General features: G+C 67.9%; 16 protein-coding genes, 1 tRNA gene and 1 riboswitch. Of the genes, 3 read left to right on the top strand and 14 right to left on the bottom strand.

Annotated features, from left to right (window positions below):
* Positions 1–120: 120 nt before the first annotated feature.
* On the top strand, positions 121–405 hold the full coding sequence (locus VPA02S_RS00555) for a hypothetical protein (RefSeq protein WP_012747503.1): 285 nt from the start codon (positions 121–123) through the stop codon (positions 403–405).
* 69 nt (positions 406–474) lie between these two features.
* Here the strand turns inward: VPA02S_RS00555 and VPA02S_RS00550 are convergent.
* From VPA02S_RS00550 to VPA02S_RS00525, 6 genes are all read right to left on the bottom strand, one after another.
* Positions 475–550: transfer RNA gene (locus VPA02S_RS00550), tRNA-Asn, on the bottom strand.
* 90 nt (positions 551–640) lie between these two features.
* Positions 641–2,812 carry a TonB-dependent siderophore receptor gene (locus VPA02S_RS00545; protein ID WP_062361482.1) on the bottom strand — a complete coding sequence of 724 codons (2,172 nt, stop codon included), beginning with the start codon at positions 2,810–2,812 and terminating at the stop codon, positions 641–643.
* Entirely contained in the window at positions 2,809–3,738 is a 930-nt protein-coding gene (gene thiE / locus VPA02S_RS00540; RefSeq protein ID WP_018906083.1) for a thiamine phosphate synthase, read from the bottom strand. The genes VPA02S_RS00545 and thiE overlap by 4 nt, the downstream gene beginning before the upstream one ends.
* Entirely contained in the window at positions 3,735–4,556 is an 822-nt protein-coding gene (locus VPA02S_RS00535; RefSeq protein WP_018906082.1) for a thiazole synthase, read from the bottom strand. The genes thiE and VPA02S_RS00535 overlap by 4 nt, the downstream gene beginning before the upstream one ends.
* Positions 4,557–4,591: 35 nt before the next feature.
* Positions 4,592–4,795 carry a sulfur carrier protein ThiS gene (gene thiS, locus VPA02S_RS00530; RefSeq protein WP_018906081.1) on the bottom strand — a complete coding sequence of 68 codons (204 nt, stop codon included), beginning with the start codon at positions 4,793–4,795 and terminating at the stop codon, positions 4,592–4,594.
* On the bottom strand, positions 4,792–5,883 hold the full coding sequence (locus tag VPA02S_RS00525; protein WP_018906080.1) for an FAD-dependent oxidoreductase: 1,092 nt from the start codon (positions 5,881–5,883) through the stop codon (positions 4,792–4,794). Before VPA02S_RS00525 ends, thiS begins: the two co-directional genes overlap by 4 nt.
* Positions 5,884–5,978: 95 nt before the next feature.
* On the opposite strand from VPA02S_RS00525, the gene thiD reads away from it, so the two are divergent.
* On the top strand, positions 5,979–6,842 hold the full coding sequence (gene thiD / locus VPA02S_RS00520) for a bifunctional hydroxymethylpyrimidine kinase/phosphomethylpyrimidine kinase (protein WP_018906079.1): 864 nt from the start codon (positions 5,979–5,981) through the stop codon (positions 6,840–6,842).
* Here the strand turns inward: thiD and VPA02S_RS00515 are convergent.
* On the bottom strand, positions 6,790–8,130 hold the full coding sequence (locus VPA02S_RS00515; RefSeq protein WP_018906078.1) for a purine-cytosine permease family protein: 1,341 nt from the start codon (positions 8,128–8,130) through the stop codon (positions 6,790–6,792). The genes thiD and VPA02S_RS00515 overlap by 53 nt on opposite strands.
* Before the next feature lie 76 nt (positions 8,131–8,206).
* Positions 8,207–8,314, bottom strand: a riboswitch (TPP riboswitch).
* A 117-nt stretch (positions 8,315–8,431) separates the two neighbouring features.
* Here VPA02S_RS00515 and VPA02S_RS00510 point away from each other — a divergent pair.
* Positions 8,432–9,736 carry an aspartate aminotransferase family protein gene (locus VPA02S_RS00510; protein WP_062361479.1) on the top strand — a complete coding sequence of 435 codons (1,305 nt, stop codon included), beginning with the start codon at positions 8,432–8,434 and terminating at the stop codon, positions 9,734–9,736.
* Here the strand turns inward: VPA02S_RS00510 and VPA02S_RS00505 are convergent.
* The 7 genes from VPA02S_RS00505 to VPA02S_RS00475 are packed head-to-tail and all read right to left on the bottom strand — an operon-like array spanning position 9,723 to position 16,284.
* Positions 9,723–10,796: an NAD(P)/FAD-dependent oxidoreductase gene (locus VPA02S_RS00505; RefSeq protein WP_062361476.1), complete on the bottom strand. Its 1,074-nt coding sequence runs from the start codon at positions 10,794–10,796 to the stop codon at positions 9,723–9,725. The two genes, VPA02S_RS00510 and VPA02S_RS00505, sit on opposite strands and share 14 nt — an antisense overlap.
* Positions 10,754–11,083, bottom strand: a complete 330-nt coding sequence (fdxA, locus tag VPA02S_RS00500; protein WP_012747513.1) for a ferredoxin FdxA — start codon at positions 11,081–11,083, stop codon at positions 10,754–10,756. The genes VPA02S_RS00505 and fdxA overlap by 43 nt, the downstream gene beginning before the upstream one ends.
* Positions 11,084–11,126: 43 nt before the next feature.
* A complete protein-coding gene (locus VPA02S_RS00495) occupies positions 11,127–12,464 on the bottom strand; it encodes a sulfate adenylyltransferase subunit 1 (RefSeq protein WP_018906075.1) in 1,338 nt (445 codons plus the stop codon).
* A complete protein-coding gene (gene cysD, locus VPA02S_RS00490) occupies positions 12,464–13,417 on the bottom strand; it encodes a sulfate adenylyltransferase subunit CysD (protein WP_062361475.1) in 954 nt (317 codons plus the stop codon). Before cysD ends, VPA02S_RS00495 begins: the two co-directional genes overlap by 1 nt.
* A 43-nt stretch (positions 13,418–13,460) precedes the next feature.
* The gene (locus VPA02S_RS00485) at positions 13,461–14,093 is read right to left on the bottom strand and encodes a phosphoadenosine phosphosulfate reductase domain-containing protein (protein ID WP_062361472.1); all 633 of its coding nucleotides are present in this window, start codon (positions 14,091–14,093) and stop codon (positions 13,461–13,463) included.
* Positions 14,094–14,113: 20 nt separating this feature from the next.
* Positions 14,114–14,509 (bottom strand): DUF934 domain-containing protein, encoded by a 396-nt coding sequence (locus VPA02S_RS00480; protein ID WP_062361470.1) that lies wholly within the window; start codon positions 14,507–14,509, stop codon positions 14,114–14,116.
* Complete coding sequence (locus VPA02S_RS00475; protein WP_018906072.1) at positions 14,506–16,284, bottom strand: nitrite/sulfite reductase; 1,779 nt, start codon at positions 16,282–16,284, stop codon at positions 14,506–14,508. The genes VPA02S_RS00480 and VPA02S_RS00475 overlap by 4 nt, the downstream gene beginning before the upstream one ends.
* Positions 16,285–16,915: the final 631 nt, after the last annotated feature.

Raw genomic sequence — 16,915 nt, 5'->3', positions numbered from 1 at the left:
CTTGGCGACATCGCCAGGGATTCCGCCCAGCCGCGTGCTGGGCGTTTTTTTGCCTGATGGCGATCGGAGAGTCGAGGTTGTCCGACGTGCCGAAGCGCGGATCGGGGCGAGCATCGCGCCATGCAGCTTCTCCGCCGGATCGCCGTCACCGTGATCGAAGAGGAAGAGGGCGCCTACCGCTGGCGCCTGGTCGAACTCGAGGGCGAGGGCTGGCATGTCCTCAGCCAGCAGGCGAGGTCCATGAAGACCTACAAGGCCGCGATGGCCGCCGGGCTGCTCGAGCTGCAGAAGATGGTCGACGATCTCGACATCGGGCCGCGCGAGGATGAGCCCGAGCCCGCGCGGGCCAAGAAGAAGAGCGGCTCTGTCTTCGGCTTCGGATTCGGGCTGCCGAAGATGGGGTAAGGTGCCCCAAAAGGAAATGCCCCGCTACCTTTTGGGTAGCGGGGCATCCAGAGGCCTTGCGGCATGTAGTGGCTCCTCGACCTGGGCTCGAACCAGGGACCTACGGATTAACAGTCCGGCGCTCTACCAACTGAGCTATCGAGGAACAAGCCTCAGATTATAGCGTGATTTTTTGAGCCTTTCGAGCGCACCAATGTGGCCGCCATAAATTTCTGAAAAAAATTCGGGCACTCATTCAGAGCGACACGCTCAAGCCCAGGCGCAGCGTGCGCGGTGCACCTGGAAAGAGATAGACGTGGCCGAACTGGTAGGGCGATTCCTTCCAGTAGCGGCGATCGAAGAGGTTGTCGATGGCGATGCTCCAGCTCGTGTTCACGCCGCGCAGCCGGGTGTCGTAGCGCAGCACGGCATCGACGCGCGTCCATGAGGGCAGGGCGATCGAACCATCGGGCAGCACATTGCGGCGGCCTTCATGCGAGAGCTGTCCGAGCAGCTCGAGGCCCGGCACCGAAGCCACGCGGTAGCCGGCTTGTGCACGCAGCACCTGCTTGGGCACGTTGGTGGGCGACTGGCCGTTGGTGGCGGGTTCGGCGGTGCTTCCACGGCGCTTGGCATCGATCAGCGTGACGCTGCCCGCAAGGCGCCAGGGCCCCGTGTTCCACTGCGCGCCCGCTTCGAGTCCGTGGTGCACGGCGCTGCCGTCGTAGCGTCCGTCGCAGGGTGTGGTGCCGAGACGGTTGCAGGCATCGAGGTTCGTCATCGGGCGCTTGATGTCGAACCACGCGAGCTGCCAGGCGAAGACGTCGCTTCCGCCCTTGAGGCCCAGCTCCCACTGGCGCGAGGTCAGCGCGGGCAGCGCCTCGCCGGCATTGGTGTATTGCGAACTCTTGTTCGGCACCACCTGCGACTCGACGCCCTTGCCCCAGCTCGCATAGGCGAGGAGGCCCGGCTGGATGGCGAAGCTGGCGGCGATCCATGGGGTGGTGATGCCGTCCTTGTAGCCGGTGGGGCGCGTGCCATCGGTGCGGATGCTGTCGCGGTCCAGCCGCGTGTGGCGCACGCCGACCCAGGTGGTGAAGCGGCTGTTCCAGCGGATCGCGTCCTGCACCGAGAGCTCGGTGGAACGCTCGTCGCGGTTGGTGTTGGCGTCGGTCAGCGTGGGGTCGGGCGGCACCACGGCCGTGGCCCACACGTTGCCGGTGCCGACGTAGTTGTAGGCCTGGTCCTGGAAGCGGTTGCGCACGCGGCTTTGCAGCAGGCCGAAGCCGAGCTCGTGCCGCACGCTGCCGGTCATCACGTTGCCCTTGAGGTTGAGGCTGCCGGCCGTTTGCGTGCGCCGCTCGTTCTCGCTGCGGAAGTCGTAGAAGTCGAAGGTGCCGTCGGAGCAGTAGCGGTCGTAGTTGCCTTCGGCGCCGCAGCCAAAGGCATAGGCCAGGCGGTCATCGGTCCTGAGCCTTTGCTGGCCGATCTGCGCGCTCCAGCGCCAGTCGGCATTGAGCGCCTGGCTGAAGCGCACGCTGCCAGTGAGCGCGTTGAATTCCGAAGGCTGCGACCACGGCTGGTTGTTGAGGTTGATCTTGGGATCGACCGGCGCGGGCAGCGTGCTGCCCAGCAGGCTGAAGCCGTTCTGGCTCGGCTGCGTCTTGTGGCTGCGTTCGATCTCGAACTCGAGCACCGAATCGCGCGTGATGCGCCAGTCGCCCGCCAGCGAGAACATGTTGCGGTTGCCGTCGAGGTTGTGCACGAGCGGCTTGAGGTTTTCGCTCGCCACGTTGAGCCGGTAGCCGAACTCGCGGTTCGCGCCGAAGCGCCCGCCCAGGTCGAGCGCGCCGAGCACGTTTCCGCGGCTGGTGGTTTCGATGCGCAGCGTGCGCAGGTCCTGCTCGGTGGGCCGCTTGACCACGTAGTTGACCAGCCCGCCCGGCGCGCTGGTGCCGGCCTGGATGCCGCTGGTGCCGCGCAGGATCTCGATGCGCTCCTTGTTGTCGAGCGGGATCGATGTCTCGGCGCTGATCGGCAAGCCTTCGCGCCGGTAGTTGAAGCGGTTGTCCAGCACGAAGCCGCGCACCGTGAGGTAGTCCCAGTAGCCGGCCGAGTTGTAGGCGTCGGTCACCGAGGAGTCGAACTGAGTGAGGTCGGCGAGGCGGCGCGCGCCGCTCGTGCGCAGCTGCGTGCTGTCGATCACGGTGGCCGAGAGCGGCAGCTCGCGCAGCGGCACGTCGCCGAAGCCGCTCACCTCGGCTTGCGGGGCCGCGCTGCTTTCGTTCACCGTGATGGCGGGCAACTGCTCGGTTGGCTGCTGCGCCTGTGCGCCACCAGCCGCCAGAAGAAAGGCGGTGGCCACTGCACGAGAGACCGGCGTCAGCGGCCAGGATCGGAATTGCTTTTGTGTCATTGGATCGTTCATGCGGCGGCGGCTATCGACGCCATCCATTGCGCGGCCGTGGCCTCGGGATCTTCAGCGGCGACAAGCGCGCGCACCACGGCGACCGAGCCGACGCCGGTGGCCAGCACCTCGGGCAGGCGAACGGCGTCGATGCCGCCGATGCCCACCTGCGGATAGCCGCGCAGCAGCCGCGCATAGGCCGCAAGCCGCGCCACGCCCTGCGGTGCGGTCGCCATCTTCTTGAGGGTGGTCGGATACACCGCACCCATCGCGATGTAGCTCGGGCTCACCGCATCGGCGCGCACCATCTCGGCATAGCCATGGGTGCTGACGCCGAGCCGCAGGCCCGCATCGCGGATCTGCCGCACCTGTTCGGGCGCCAGTGCGTCGAGGTCTTCCTGGCCCAGGTGCACGCCGTAGGCACCCGCGGCAATGGCGGTATGCCAGTGGTCGTTGATGAAGAGCAGCGCGCCGGTGCCGCGCACCGCGTCGACGGCCGCATGCACTTCGCGCTCGGTGGCGGCCGCGTCGTCCGACTTGAAGCGCAGCTGCACCGTGGGAACGCCGGCGCGCGCCATGCGGCCGACCCATCGCGCATCGGGCAGCACGGCGTAGAGGCCGAGCCGTTCGGGGCTGGGCGCGAAGGCGTCGCCGCGTTCGGTGGGCGGGAACGCGCGCATGCCGAAATCGGTGGGCGTCTCGGGCCACTGGTCGGCATCGAAAGCGCCGGTGCGCACGGTCTGCGCCTGCCAGGCTTGCGCCAGGCATTCGGAATCGATTTCGATGAAGCCGAGCGCCGTGCAGGCCTGCTTCGCGCCGCGGTACACCGGGTCGTCCGACGAAAAGCTGCCGGCCGAAATGGCCGCGGCCGTGATGGCGCCAAAGCGCAAGCCATGCGCCGCGACGATGGCGTGGGCAACTGCCCTGTGGTCGTTCAGTGCGGTCATGCTGTGTGATGCCAGAAAGGCGTGCCGAGCACCGGTGTGCTGGGCTGCGCGGAATCCTGCGCGGCCATGGCGCCGGCGCGGTGGGCCGCGCGGCCGGCCTGCACGGCGTCGGCAAAGGCGCCGGCCATCGACACCGGGTCCTGCGCCAGCGCCACGGCGGTGTTGAGCAGGACACCGTCGTAGCCCCATTCCATCACCTGGCAGGCATGCGAGGGCAGGCCCAGGCCCGCATCGACCAGCATCGGCACGCTGAGCCGCTCGCGCAGCAACTGCAGCGCATAGGGATTGACGGGCCCGCGGCCGGTGCCGATGGGCGCTGCCCAGGGCATCACGGCCTGGCAGCCGACGTCGACCAGCCGCTGGCACAGCACGAGGTCTTCGGTGCAATAGGGCAGCACCTGGAAGCCGTCGCGGATCAACTGCGACGCGGCATCGACGAGGTTCAGCGTGTCGGGCTGCAGCGTGTAGTCGTCGCCGATCAGTTCGAGCTTGATCCACGGCGTGTCGAACAGCTCGCGCGCCATCTGCGCGGTGGCGATCACCTCCTGCACGCTGTGGCAGCCGGCGGTGTTGGGCAGCACCGGCACCGCGAGCCGGCGCAGCAGCTCCCAGAAGCCGTTGCCGCTGTCGCTTGCGCCGGGGCTGGCGGACTGGCGGCGCAGCGAGGCCGTCAGCATGGCCGGCTTGGCGCGATTCACCGCGGCTTCGAGCAGGTCCGGCGAGGGATAGCGCGCGGTGCCCAGCAGCAGGCGGCTCTGGAAGGTCTGGCCGTAGAGAACCAGCGGATCGTTGTCCGGAATTGCAGATGCGGTCGTCATGGTGCGTGTTGTCTCCATCTCTGTGGGGTGCTTGTTCAGCCGCCGGTCACGGGGCGGATCACTTCGATGCGGTCTTCGGGCTGCAGCGCGCGCGCCGCATGGGCCGAGCGCGGCACGAACTCGCGGTTCACGGCCACCGCGAACGGCGGCACGGCGTTCAGTGCGGCCAGCGCGTCGAGCACGGTGGCGCGGTCCGGCAGCGTGTAAGGCTTGTCGTTGATCAGGACATTCATCGTCATGCTTCGGATGTCTCCAGGCCGAGCTTCTGCGCGAGCGCAGAGCGGCCGTGCACGAGCAGCTCCATGGCGGCGTCGAGCACGGCGGGCGCGATCATGAAACCGTGGCGGTACAGGCCATTGATCTGCAGCACGCGCGGCTGCGGCTGGCGGATGGCGGGCAGGTTGTCGGGCAGCGTGGGCCGGCATTGGGTCGCGATCTCGAGGATGCGGGCTTCGGCGAAGCCGCTGTGCACCGCATAGGCCGCGCTCAGCAGCTCGAGTGTGGAGCGCACGCTGGCGGGCGACATGTCGTCGGATTCGATCTCGGTCGCGCCGATCACGAACACGCTGCCGGGCTTGGGTGCGATGTAGAGCGGATAGCGCGGATGCACCAGCCGCGTGGGCCGCTGCAGCGCCACCTCGGGCGCATGCACGCGGACGACTTCGCCGCGCACGCCGCGCAGCGCGTTCCACTGCGGCTTGGCGCCGAGGCCGCGGCAGTCGATCACCCAGTCGGACTGGCCCGGCGTGCCCGGAGAAAAATCGCCGGGCGTGCGCGGCGACTGCCAATGCAGCTTCACGCCGGGGCTGGCCTGCAGCGTGGCCAGCAGCGAGGCGAGCAGTGCACGGTTGTCGAGCTGGCCTTCGCCCGGAAGGAACAAGCCCTGTGCGAAGCGCTGGCCGAGCGACGGCTCCAGCGTGGCAATGCCGGTGCCGTCGAGCGTCTCCATCGGGGCGAGCTCGGGCACCTGCGTGCCGGTGCGCGCCAGCACGCGCGCGAGCCGCGCGGCCTCGGCGGCGTCCTGCCGGTGCCACAGCACCAGCGTGCCTTCGCGCTGGAAGAACACCGGCTGCGCCAGCGGCGACAGCAGCTCGGGCCAGCGGCCCAGCGCGTACTGTCCCATGCGCACGAGCGGCACCGGCGCCACGGCCGATTCGGCCAGCGGCGCGAGCATGGCGGCCGCCACGCGCGCGGCCGCGCCTTCGGCCTCGGGACTGCCCGCCTCGAACAGATCGACCTTGCAGCCGGCCCGCGCCAGCGTGACCGCGAGCAGCCGGCCCATGAGGCCCGCGCCGAGGATGGCGGCGGATTGGAATGGGAGGTTCATGGCCTTGCTCCTTCCCCTGCCGGGGGAAGGCCGGGATGGGGGTGGGCAGAGCGCTTGATGGATGCGCCGCTTGCCAGTCGCCGATAATTTTCAGCATGACCCAAGCACTTTCCGACGCGCCGCAGGCGCCCCTGCGCTATGCACGCGTGCTCTCGATCGCCGGCTCCGACAGCGGCGGCGGTGCCGGCATCCAGGCCGACCTGAAGACCTTCGCGGCGCTCGGCTGCTACGGCATGACGGCCATCACGGCGCTCACCGCGCAGAACACGCTCGGCGTGTCGGGCATCCATGGCGTGCCGCCGGCTTTCCTCAAGGCGCAGATCCAGGCGGTGGTCGAGGACATCGGCGTGGATGCGGTCAAGCTCGGCATGCTGCATGCGCCCGAGGTGGTCGAGGTGGTGGCCTGGGCCATCGATCACTACCGGCTGCCCAACGTGGTGCTCGATCCGGTGATGGTCGCCACCAGCGGCGACCGCCTGATCGCCTCCGAAACCGTGCAGGTGCTGGTGCGCGAACTGTTCCCGCGCGCCGTGGTGGTCACGCCCAATCTCGACGAAGCGGCCTTGCTGATCGGCCATGCGATCGGCGGCATCGATGCCCTCGACGATGCGGCCAACGAACTGCTGGCGCTCGGCGCGCAGGCCGTGCTGCTCAAGGGCGGGCACTTGCCGGGCGACGAGGTGGTCGACGTGCTGCTGCAGACGGGCGGCGCTCGCAAGCGGCTGGCCTCGCAGCGCATCGCGAGCCGCAACCTGCATGGCACGGGCTGCACGCTGTCGTCCGCCATTGCCGCGCACCTGGCGCTGGGGCTTGCGTTGCCCGAGGCCGTCGAGCGCGCGCGCGCCTACATCCTCGGCGCGATGGCCGCCGGCGCGCAGGTGAAGACCGGCGCGGGACACGGCCCGCTCAACCACGGTTTTGCGCCAGTGCCGACGCACCGCCTGCCGCCGTCGGCGTAGCCTTGGGCCGGCTGGCCCAGGCCAGCAGGAAGGTCGCGGCCAGTGTCGGCAGCGCCGAGCCGAATTGCGGCGCCCACTTGGCGAGCGCGTGGTAGGCCGCGATGCCCGCAATCCAGATCAGCGCAGCGCCCAGGTCAACCCGGCGCATGCCCACCGACAAGACCGCCTGGCCCGTGCCCAGCCGCCCCAGGATCACGCCGTAGAGCGGCACGAACACCGAACTCAGCATCAGCAGGAACGGCTCGAGCGTGTGCATCGGCAGCACCAGCGCGAGCGCCGTGCACAGCGCCGCGAGCAGGAGGCCCCAGCGCCGCACGCTCCAGTGCGGCAGCAGGCTGTGGGTGGACACCGAGCCCGAATACACATCGCCATACGCGTTGTCGAGCTCGTCGATCAGTATCAGGCCCAGCGCCACCAGGCCGCCTTGCGCGAGCAGCAGCGCGGTGACCAGGCCGGTGCCCGGTTCCGCCACGCTCACCACCATCACGCCGAGCGCATAGCACCAGACGTTGGCCAGCGCATAGCCGATCCAGGTGCCGCTGAAGGCGCTGCCGAGGCCACCTGCGCTGCGCTTGCCGTGGCGCGCGTAGTCGGCCACCAGCGGCAGCCACGAGACCGGCATCGCAATCACCAAGTCGAGCGCGCCGAACATGCCCATAGTGCCATCGCCGGGGCGCGCCCAGAAGGCGTCGAGGCCCTTGGCTTGCAAGCGCGTCGCGAACTGCCAGGTCAGCCAGAGCAGAGAAAGCACCACCAGCGGCAGGCCGAAGCGGCTCACGAAGCGCCGCACCAGCTTGACCATGGAGCCGGCCAGGAGCGCCAGCAGCACTGCGCCCCAGAGCAGCGTGGTGAGGGCGCCGCCCAGCGGCCCGCCGAGCGCCAGGCCGAAGGCCTGCTGGCCGATCGCCTGCGTGCCTTCGCGCATGATGACGAGCTCGAAGGTGGTCCAGCCCACCAGCTGCACGATGTTGAGCAGCACCGGCAGCCGTGCGAACGCGCTGCCGTAGGTGGCGTGCATCAGCCCGGCGCTCGCCAGGCCGCTCTCGCAGCCGATCCGCGCGGTCCAGGCCAGCAGGCCCGCGCCGAGCAGCGAGCCCAGCACGATCGCGATGGCCGCGTCGCGCGTGCCTACTGCCGGCACCAGGTAGGCGCCGATCTGCATCACCAGCAGCCCGACGCCCAGGCTGAACCAGAGCGATGCGTGGTCGTGCCAGCCGAACACGCGCTGCGATGCGGGCAGCGGCGCGAGCGCCTCGTTGGCGGAAGAAGCTTCGTTGTCGTGTGCCATCCAGTTGCTCCAGTGCAAAAGGTTTGGCAGGTGGGCGAGGCTCCGGCGGTGGAGCCATCGCGCGAGACAACGCGACAGGCCGCCGGACCAGCTTCCCTGCGCGAGGATTACCTCAGTCAGGTTCAAAGGGACTCTCTCAGTCAGCCCCGGAACGGATCCCGGTTCGACACCCCTAGCGGTGGTGCTCCGCGCCGTGGCGCAAAGCGGAAACTATTGTACGAGCCTGTGCGCCCAGCCTCCAAACCATGGATGATGGTCCGGATATGGCAATCCGCATGCCGCCACTTCGAGGATGTGTTCCATGAGCGATTCCGCAATCGACCAGTCCCTTGCCCAGGCCTTCCAGCGCTTCACCGAGGCCAACCCGGCCAGCCGGCGCCAGTTCGAGGCGCAGGTGCGCTACATGCCCGGTGCCAACAGCCGCTCGGTGCTGTTCTATGCGCCGTTTCCGCTCACCATCGCCAAGGGCGAGGGCGCTGCGCTCTGGGATGCCGACGGCCACCGCTATGCCGACTTCATCGCCGAATACACGGCCGGCGTCTACGGCCACTCGGCACCCGAGATCCGCGATGCCGTCGTCGAGGCAATGCAGGGTGGCATCAACCTCACGGGCCACAACCTGCTCGAAGGAAGGCTCGCCAAGACCATCTGCGAGCGCTTTCCGCAGATCGAGCAATTGCGCTTCACCAACTCGGGCACCGAGGCCAACCTGATGGCGCTCACGGCCGCGCTGCACTTCACGGGGCGGCGGAAGATCGTGGTGTTTTCGGGCGGCTACCACGGCGGCGTGCTCGGGTTCGGCGCCAAGCCGCTGCCGACGACCGTGCCCTTCGACTTCCTGGTGCTGCCCTACAACGATGTGCAGGCTGCGAGGGAACAGATCGAGAAGCACGGGTCGGAGATCGCCGCGATCCTGGTCGAGCCGATGCAGGGTGCGAGCGGCTGCATTCCGGGGCGCCTCGACTTTCTGCAAGCACTTCGCGAGGGTGCGACGAAGGTGGGCGCGCTGCTGGTCTTCGACGAGGTCATGACCTCGCGCCTCGCACCGAACGGCCTCGCCAACAAGCTGGGCATCCGGTCGGACCTGACCACGCTGGGCAAGTACATCGGCGGCGGCATGTCGTTCGGCGCTTTCGGCGGGCGCTCGGACGTGATGGCGCAGTTCGATCCGCGCACCGGGTCGCTCTCCCATTCGGGCACCTTCAACAACAACGTGATGACCATGGCGGCCGGCTATGCGGGCCTCACGAAGCTGTTCACGCCCGAGGCGGCAGGCAGGCTGGCCGAGCGCGGCGAGGCGATGCGTGCGCGGCTCAATGCGCTGTGTGCGAAAGAGGATGTGGCAATGCAGTTCACCGGCGTCGGTTCGCTGATGAACGCACATTTCGTGCGCGGGGAAGTGCGGCGCGTGGACGACCTGGCGGCGGTCGACGGGCGGCTGCGGCAGTTGCTGTTCTTCCACCTGCTGGGCGAGGGCATCTACGCCTCGCCGCGCGGCTTCATCGTGCTGTCTCTGCCGCTGACCGATGCGGACATCGACCGGTTCGCCGCCGCCATCGGCCGCTTCATCGGCGAATACCGCGCGCTGCTGCCTAGCGCGAAGTAGCCACGCCCAGCAGCTCGTGCAGCCGCGTGCTGGTGGTCGTGTACTGCAGCGGAATCGCCTTGCCCGGGAACACGATGGCGGTGGCGCCCCAGGCCGCCAGCGTGGCTTCGTGGAAGCCGCAGACGATGAGCTTCTTCTTGCCCGGATAGGTGTTGATGTCGCCCACCGCGAACACGCCGCGTTCGCGGGTTTCGTACTTCTCGGTGTCGACCGGCACCTGCTTGCGCTCCAGTTCCAGGCCCCAGTCGGCAATCGGGCCGAGGCGCGGGGAGATGCCCAGGCAGGCGATCAGCGCGTCGAGCGGCAGGTCGACGGTGGTTGCATCGGGCGTGGTGATCTGCAGTTGCCTGCCGTCGAAGGCGGTGGGTTGGCCGACCTTGAACGCGAGTTTGCCTTCGGCGACCAGCGCGCGCATCGAAGCGACCAGCCCCTCGTCGGCCTGGAAGCCGTCGCGGCGGTGGACCAGCGTGACCTGCTTTGCAATATCCACGAGCGCGATGGCTGTTGCCAGCGCCACGTCGTCGCCGCCATTCACCACCACCGCCTGCCCGGCAAAGCGGTCCAGCGAATCGGGGTGGTAGAAAAGCGAGCGGCCCTCGAACTGCGCAATGCCTTCGAGCGCGATGCGCTTGGGCACGAAGGCGCCGACACCGGCCGCGATGAACACCGTCCTGGCAAGGAAAGCCGTGCCGGCCGAGGTGGTCAGCAGCAGCCGCTCGTCGGCCTGCCTTTCGAGCGTGGCCACCTGCTCGCCAAAATGGAATTGGGGCCTGAAGGGTTCGACCTGCTTCAGCAGCGATTGCGCGAGTTCGCTTCCGCTGGTGACGGGCGTGCCGGGAATGTCGTAGATCGGCTTGCCGCCGTAGAGCGCCACGCACTGGCCGCCCGCGGCGGGCAGCGCATCGACGATGTGGCAGGAGATCTCGAGCAGGCCGAGCTGGAAGGCCTGGAACAGCCCGACCGGACCGGCGCCGATGATGAGCGCGTCGGTTTCGACGGGGGCTCGGCCTTCGGGGTTCAACGGACCAGTTCGCCGACCTTGTCGGTCTTGTCTTTCCATTCTTCGGCGTCGGGCAGCGCGGGCTTGCGCTTGGTGATGCTCTTCCAGCCATCGGCCACCGCGAGTTCGGCGTTGAGCTTGATGAACGCGATCTGGTTGGCCGGGAGGTCTTCCTCGGCATAGATCGCATTGACCGGGCACTCGGGGATGCAGACGGCGCAGTCGATGCATTCGTCCGGGTCGATCACCAGCATGTTGGGGCCTTCGCGGAAGCAATCCACGGGGCATACGTCCACGCAGTCGGTGTATTTGCAGCGGATGCAGGCTTCGGAGACGACGTGGGTCATTTGTCTTCTAACGTCAGTGTGAGGTCGGGGAAAACCCCAGATTTTAGGCCTTTGCGGCGGCAGGCTGCACGAGCACGGCCGCAGCGGTCTTGTGGGAGGCCGTATCGACCAGCACCAGCGAGCCCAGGGCGCGCGATTGCGTGAAGGGCAGCACCGCCAACGGCTGCTGCAGCGAAAGCACCACGTCGCCGATGGAATTGGCTTCCAGCTGCGTGGCGGGCTCCGATTCGAGCGTGGTGATGTTCACCCGGTCGACGATGCGCGCCACCTTGGCCTTGACCCAGCGGTGGCCCTGCAGCGCCCAGTAGACGCGGCCCGCGACCAGCGGCTCGTCGTCGAGCCAGGCCACGGTGGCGGTGATCTCGCGTACCGGCTCGAAGGCGCCGGGCGCCAGCAGCCAGTCGCCGCGCGAGACGTCGACTTCGCGGTCGAGCACGATGCCGGCGCTGTGGCCCGCATGCACCACCTTCGGCTGCCGCGTGTGGCTCAGCACCTGCGCGACCGTGGCGGTCTGGTTGCTCGGCAGCACGGTCACGCGCTGGCCCGGTTCCACATGGCCGGAAGCCACGCGGCCCCAGAACACGCGGCGGCCCTGCGAGGTGTCGGCCGAGGCCGAGAACTTCTCGACCCACTGCACCGGGAAGGCGAAGGGCACGTCCTCGTCTTGCGCGGTGACCGGCAGCTCCTCAAGCAGTTCGAGCAGGCTCGGGCCCTCGTAGCCGACCCAGTCGGCATGGCGCGTGGCCACGTTCCAGCCCTTGAGCGCCGAGATCGGCACGATGGCGGCCACCTGCACGCCGGCCGCTTCGGCAAAGGCGTTGAGCGCGGTCGAGATGCGCTCGAAGGCCAGGCCCGCGTCGTCGATGGCGTCGAGCTTGTTGACCGCGAACACGATCGACTGCACGCGCAGAAGGTGGCACAGCAGTGTGTGGCGGCGGGTCTGCGGCAGCAGCTCGCGCTTGACCACGGTGCCGTCTTCCACTTCGGCGGCCCAGGCCAGCTTGGTGGCATCGACCAGCACCACGGCGGCATCGGCAGCCGAGGCGGCCGTGACCATGTTGCGGGTGTACTGCTCATGGCCCGGCGCGTCGCCGATGATGAACTTGCGCTTGGCGGTCGAGAAGTAGCGGTAGGCCACGTCGATCGTGATGCCCTGTTCGCGCTCGGCCGAGAGGCCGTCGGTCAAAAGGGCCAGGTCGGTTTCGCCGCCGCGCTGCACGCCGGCGAGCTGGTCCTGCAGCACGGTCTTGCTGTCGACCAGCAGGCGGCCGATCAGCGTGCTCTTGCCGTCGTCGACCGAGCCGCAGGTGATGAAGCGCAGGGCGGTGCCGGTGTCGCCGTGGAGGGCGGTGTTGTCAAGGGTTGCCGTTGTCGTGCTCATCAGAAATACCCGTCTTTTTTGCGCTTCTCCATCGAAGCTTCCGAAGTCATGTCGTCCATGCGGGTGGCGCCGCGCTCGCTGACGTCGACGCTCAGCGTTTCGAGCACCACGTCGCCCGCATCGGCCGCCAGGCTCTCGACCGGGCAGGTGGTCGTGATGTCGCCCACGGTGCGAAAGCGCACGTCGCGCACCTGCACGGTTTCGCCATCGCGCGGCGGGGTCAGCGAGGTCACGGGCACCAGCAGGCCGCGGCGCTCGACCACTTCGCGCTTGTGCGTGTAGTAGATCGACGGCAGGCCGACGTGCTCGCGCTCGATGTACTGCCACACGTCGAGTTCGGTCCAGTTCGAGATCGGGAACACGCGGAAGTGCTCGCCCGGTGCGAGGCGGGTGTTGAACAGCGTCCACAGCTCGGGGCGCTGGTCCTTGGGCTGCCATTGGCCGAAGGAATCGCGGTGCGAAAAGATGCGCTCCTTGGCGCGTGCTTTCTCTTCGTCGCGGCGGGCGCCACCGATGAGCGCGTCGAAGCGGAATTCCTCGATCGCCTCGAGCAGCGTGACCGACTGGTGCGCATTGCGCGATTCGCCGGGGTGCGCGAGGCGCACGGTGCCGCGCGCCATCGAGTCTTCGACGCTGCGCACGATGAGTTCGGCGCCCAGTTCCTTCGCGCGCTGGTCGCGGTAGGCCGTCACTTCGGGGAAGTTGTGGCCCGTGTCGATCATCAGGAGCGGGTAGGGGATGCGGCCGGCGCCGAAGGCCTTTTCCGCGCACTTGAGCAGCACCAGCGAATCCTTGCCGCCCGAGAACAGCAGGGTGGGGCGCTCGAAGGCGGCCGCCACTTCGCGCAGGATGAAGACGGTTTCCTCTTCCAGCGCATCGAGATGGGTGTTGGACAGGCGCGCAGGAGAGTGCATGGGCGGCAGCAGCAGTTCGGTTTCGGTACGGGCGTTCATCGGGGTGGGTGCTGAATGCGGAGGATCGGCGAGGCGTGGGCGCTCAGTGCGAAAGGTGCAATCCGCACTCGCGGTTGTCTTCGCCCTTGGTCGGGTCCACGTAGTCGAAGTTGTTGGGCAGGCCATGCGCTTCGCAGTACGTGTACAGGTCCTTGGACGACCAGTGCAGGAGCGGCGCGACCTTGATCAGGCCGTCCGGATTGACGCTGACCGGGTCCATCTGCGCGCGCACGGCCGTGTCGGTGGCCCGAAGCGCGGTGAACCAGACCTGCGGCGCCGTCTCGCGCAGCGCGCGGGCAAAGGGCTCCAGCTTCACCTCTTCCGTGAAGGCGGCGTGGCGCGGATCGTCGAGCGCCGGGGTCGGGCCGTCCACGGCTTCGCGATGCGCACACGAACGGCGCGGCAGGTAGATGTGCAGGTCCAGGCCCAGCTGCTTGGTCACCTCGTCGGCAAAGCGGTAGGTGGCCTCGGTGTTGTAGCCGTTGTCCATCCAGACCACGGGAACATCGCGCTTGGCGCGCGTGACCATGTGCAGGATCACCGCCTCGAACGGGCGGAAATTGGTGGTGACGATCGCGCGCTGGCCCAGGCCGATGGCCCAGTCCACCAGGCCCTCGGCGTTGCGGCCGAGTTCGGCGTTGATGCGTGCGAAGTCGATGTTCGTGGCGATGCTCATGTCGATGGTTCCGTGCGGGCTCAGGTGCCGGCCGCGAAGTGCGGCGCGGGCTTTATTGCATCGCCCTGGTAGAAGGCCGAGAAGCGGTCGAACTGGCGCTGCGCGTCGGTGGCGTCCACGCCTTCCTTGAGCACGGCGCTCGAGAAGCCGGTGCGTTCCATCTGCACCAGCTGGTCGATCAGCACGTCGCCGGTGGCGCGGATGTCGCCCTTGAAACCGAGCCGGCGGCGCAGCAAAAAGGCCTGGCTGTAGGCGCGGCCATCGGTGAACTTCGGAAAGTTCAGGTCGATGCGCTCGATGTCTTCCAGGCACACCTCGATGGCGAGCGGATCGGCATCGTTGGGCAGCTGCAGCACCTTCGGGTCGCCGTCGTCGACATGCTCTTCGGCGGCAAGGATGTTGAGGCGCCGGTTCATGCTGCTTCCTCCACCTTGAAGCGCGCACCGTTGGCCGCGGCCTTGAACGGGTCGTGGCCGACGCGGCGCAGCGTGTCGATGAAGGTCTCGCCGCCTTCGCGGGTGTCGCGGTAGGTGGTGAGCACGGCCTCGATCACGCCCGGCACTTCGGCCGCCGAGAACGAGGGGCCGACCACCTTGCCGGCCTGCGGCGTGCCGCTGAGGGCCGAGCCGTCGGAGCCGCCAAGGGTGACCTGATACCACTCCTTGCCGTCCTTGTCGACGCCCAGGATGCCGATGTGGCCGCTGTGGTGGTGGCCGCAGGAGTTGATGCAGCCGCTGATGTGCAGGTCGATCTCGCCCAGGTCGTCGAGCTCGTCGAGGTCTTGATACCGCTCGGTGATGGCTTCGGCAATGGGAATGGAGCGCGCATTGGCCAGCGCGCAGAAGTCGCCGCCGGGGCAGGCGATCATGTCGGTCAGCAGGTGCACGTTGGCGCTGGCAAAGCCGGCCGCGCGGGCGGCAAGCCACAGCGCATGCAGGTCTTCGGCATGCACCCAGGGCAGCACGATGTTCTGGTCGTGCGTCACGCGGGCTTCGCCGGCCGAGAAGCGGTCGGCCAGTTCGGCGAGCGTGTCGAGCTGGTCGGCCGAGGCGTCGCCGGGCGCCTGCTTCAGGCGCTTGAACGAGAGCGTCACGGCACGCAGCGCGGGGTTCTTGTGCGCGGCCACGTTGCGGGCCAGCCAGCGCGCGAACATGACGTCGTCGGCGGCGTGGGCACGCAGCTCGGCGTCGGTCTTCTCGGCGCTTTGCAGCACCCGGGTGGCGAGCGTCGGCGGCACGAAGGAGGCGGCGACGCGGTCGAACTCTTCCTGCGTGATGGTGTGCGGCGCGCCGTCGTGCTCGATGATCTGCTTGTACTCGGCCTCGACATCGTCGATGTAGCGCTGGCCTTCGGCCTTCACGAGGATCTTGATGCGCGCCTTGTAGATGTTGTCGCGGCGGCCATAGCGGTTGTAGACCCGGATCACCGCTTCGAGGTAGTTCATGATCTGCTGCCACGGCAGGAACTCGCGCAGCACGGTGCCGATGATCGGCGTGCGGCCCATGCCGCCGCCCACCTGCACGCGGAAGCCGATCTCGCCCGCTTCGTTCTTCACGAGCTTCAGGCCCACGTCGTGCCAGCCGGTGGCGGCGCGGTCTTCGGCGGCGCCGGTGATGGCGATCTTGAACTTGCGCGGCAGGAACGCGAATTCAGGATGCAGCGTGCTCCACTGGCGCATGATTTCGGCGTAGGGGCGCGGATCGGCGATCTCGTCGACCGCGATGCCGGCGCGCTCGTCGCTCGTGATGTTGCGGATGCAGTTGCCGCTGGTCTGGATGCCGTGCATGTCGACCGAGGCCAGCAGGTCCATCACGTCGGCCGACTTCGACAGCGGAATCCAGTTGTACTGGACGTTCTGGCGCGTCGAGAAATGGGCGTAGTGCGTGGGCAGCTTGTGGCTGCCGAGCAGGCCCTGCGTCTCGACGGCCTTGCGGTAGACCTCGGCTTCGGGCTCGTCGTACTCGCGGGCGATGCGGGCGAGCACGCGCAGCTGGCGGCTCGAAAGCTCGCCGTAGGGCACGGCCACGCGCAGCATCGGCGCATAGCGCTGCACATACCAGCCATTTTGCAGCCGCAGCGGACGGAACTCGTCTTCGTGCAGGCGGCCCTTCTGCCAGCGCTCGAGCTGGTCTCTGAACTGGGCAGCCCGTTGATGGACGAACTGGCGATCGAATTCTGTGTATTGGTACATCGTGCGTGTGATCTTGAAGAAGTGCGGTGCCGCACGTACAACGGGGCGCCCCAGCAAGAAGCGGAGATTCTGAAACCGGGGCTTATGGAAGCAAACTATTTTTTGGTTCGGGCTTTATGCGGATAAGCTTATTCTTCAGTGTTCATGCGGGTTTGCGGGCGGTTGGATGCTTATTCTGGATAAGGGCGATAGGGGTTTTTTTGGGGCGACGTGGGTTGATTTTTTTCCGGGGCCGGGTCTCGCCCCGGCGGGCGACCTACTTTTCTTTGCTTCGCCAAAGAAACGTAGGCAAAAGAAAGGCGACCCCACTGTCTGCGACCTCCGCTTCGCTGCGGGCAACCTGCGGTGCTCGCGTTTCGCGGGGTCTCGCCCAAACTCGCTTCGCTCAAACAAGGGCGAGCCCTGATCCGCGAAACGCTGCGCTCCTCGGCGCATACAGAGGGGCTTGGGAACCGAACGGGCCTTTGCTTCGCTCGGCCACCAAGCCACTGCGGCGCTGCGCGCCGCAGTGGTTGGGATTGGCTGCTGGTATTGGCTGTTGGTATTGGGGCCGAGCGAAGCGAAGGCCGCCCGCTCCCACCCCTTCTGTATGCGCCGAGGAGCGCAGATGGAGGCGGGATCAGGGCCGCAG

Source organism: Variovorax paradoxus NBRC 15149 (assembly GCF_001591365.1).
Classification (GTDB): Bacteria; Pseudomonadota; Gammaproteobacteria; order Burkholderiales; family Burkholderiaceae_C; genus Variovorax; species Variovorax paradoxus.
The sequence above is the reverse complement of the archived record's forward strand: the minus strand, read 5'-3'. Positions and strand labels throughout refer to the sequence as shown.

Coding starts and splice junctions, on each gene's coding strand:
- VPA02S_RS00555 (WP_012747503.1), top strand. CDS start 121: ATGCAGCTTCTCCGCCGGATCGCCGTCACCGTGATCGAAGAGGAAGAG.
- VPA02S_RS00545 (WP_062361482.1), bottom strand. CDS start 2,812: ATGAACGATCCAATGACACAAAAGCAATTCCGATCCTGGCCGCTGACG.
- thiE (WP_018906083.1), bottom strand. CDS start 3,738: ATGACCGCACTGAACGACCACAGGGCAGTTGCCCACGCCATCGTCGCG.
- VPA02S_RS00535 (WP_018906082.1), bottom strand. CDS start 4,556: ATGACGACCGCATCTGCAATTCCGGACAACGATCCGCTGGTTCTCTAC.
- thiS (WP_018906081.1), bottom strand. CDS start 4,795: ATGACGATGAATGTCCTGATCAACGACAAGCCTTACACGCTGCCGGAC.
- VPA02S_RS00525 (WP_018906080.1), bottom strand. CDS start 5,883: ATGAACCTCCCATTCCAATCCGCCGCCATCCTCGGCGCGGGCCTCATG.
- thiD (WP_018906079.1), top strand. CDS start 5,979: ATGACCCAAGCACTTTCCGACGCGCCGCAGGCGCCCCTGCGCTATGCA.
- VPA02S_RS00515 (WP_018906078.1), bottom strand. CDS start 8,130: ATGGCACACGACAACGAAGCTTCTTCCGCCAACGAGGCGCTCGCGCCG.
- VPA02S_RS00510 (WP_062361479.1), top strand. CDS start 8,432: ATGAGCGATTCCGCAATCGACCAGTCCCTTGCCCAGGCCTTCCAGCGC.
- VPA02S_RS00505 (WP_062361476.1), bottom strand. CDS start 10,796: ATGGAAAGACAAGACCGACAAGGTCGGCGAACTGGTCCGTTGAACCCC.
- fdxA (WP_012747513.1), bottom strand. CDS start 11,083: ATGACCCACGTCGTCTCCGAAGCCTGCATCCGCTGCAAATACACCGAC.
- VPA02S_RS00495 (WP_018906075.1), bottom strand. CDS start 12,464: ATGAGCACGACAACGGCAACCCTTGACAACACCGCCCTCCACGGCGAC.
- cysD (WP_062361475.1), bottom strand. CDS start 13,417: ATGAACGCCCGTACCGAAACCGAACTGCTGCTGCCGCCCATGCACTCT.
- VPA02S_RS00485 (WP_062361472.1), bottom strand. CDS start 14,093: ATGAGCATCGCCACGAACATCGACTTCGCACGCATCAACGCCGAACTC.
- VPA02S_RS00480 (WP_062361470.1), bottom strand. CDS start 14,509: ATGAACCGGCGCCTCAACATCCTTGCCGCCGAAGAGCATGTCGACGAC.
- VPA02S_RS00475 (WP_018906072.1), bottom strand. CDS start 16,284: ATGTACCAATACACAGAATTCGATCGCCAGTTCGTCCATCAACGGGCT.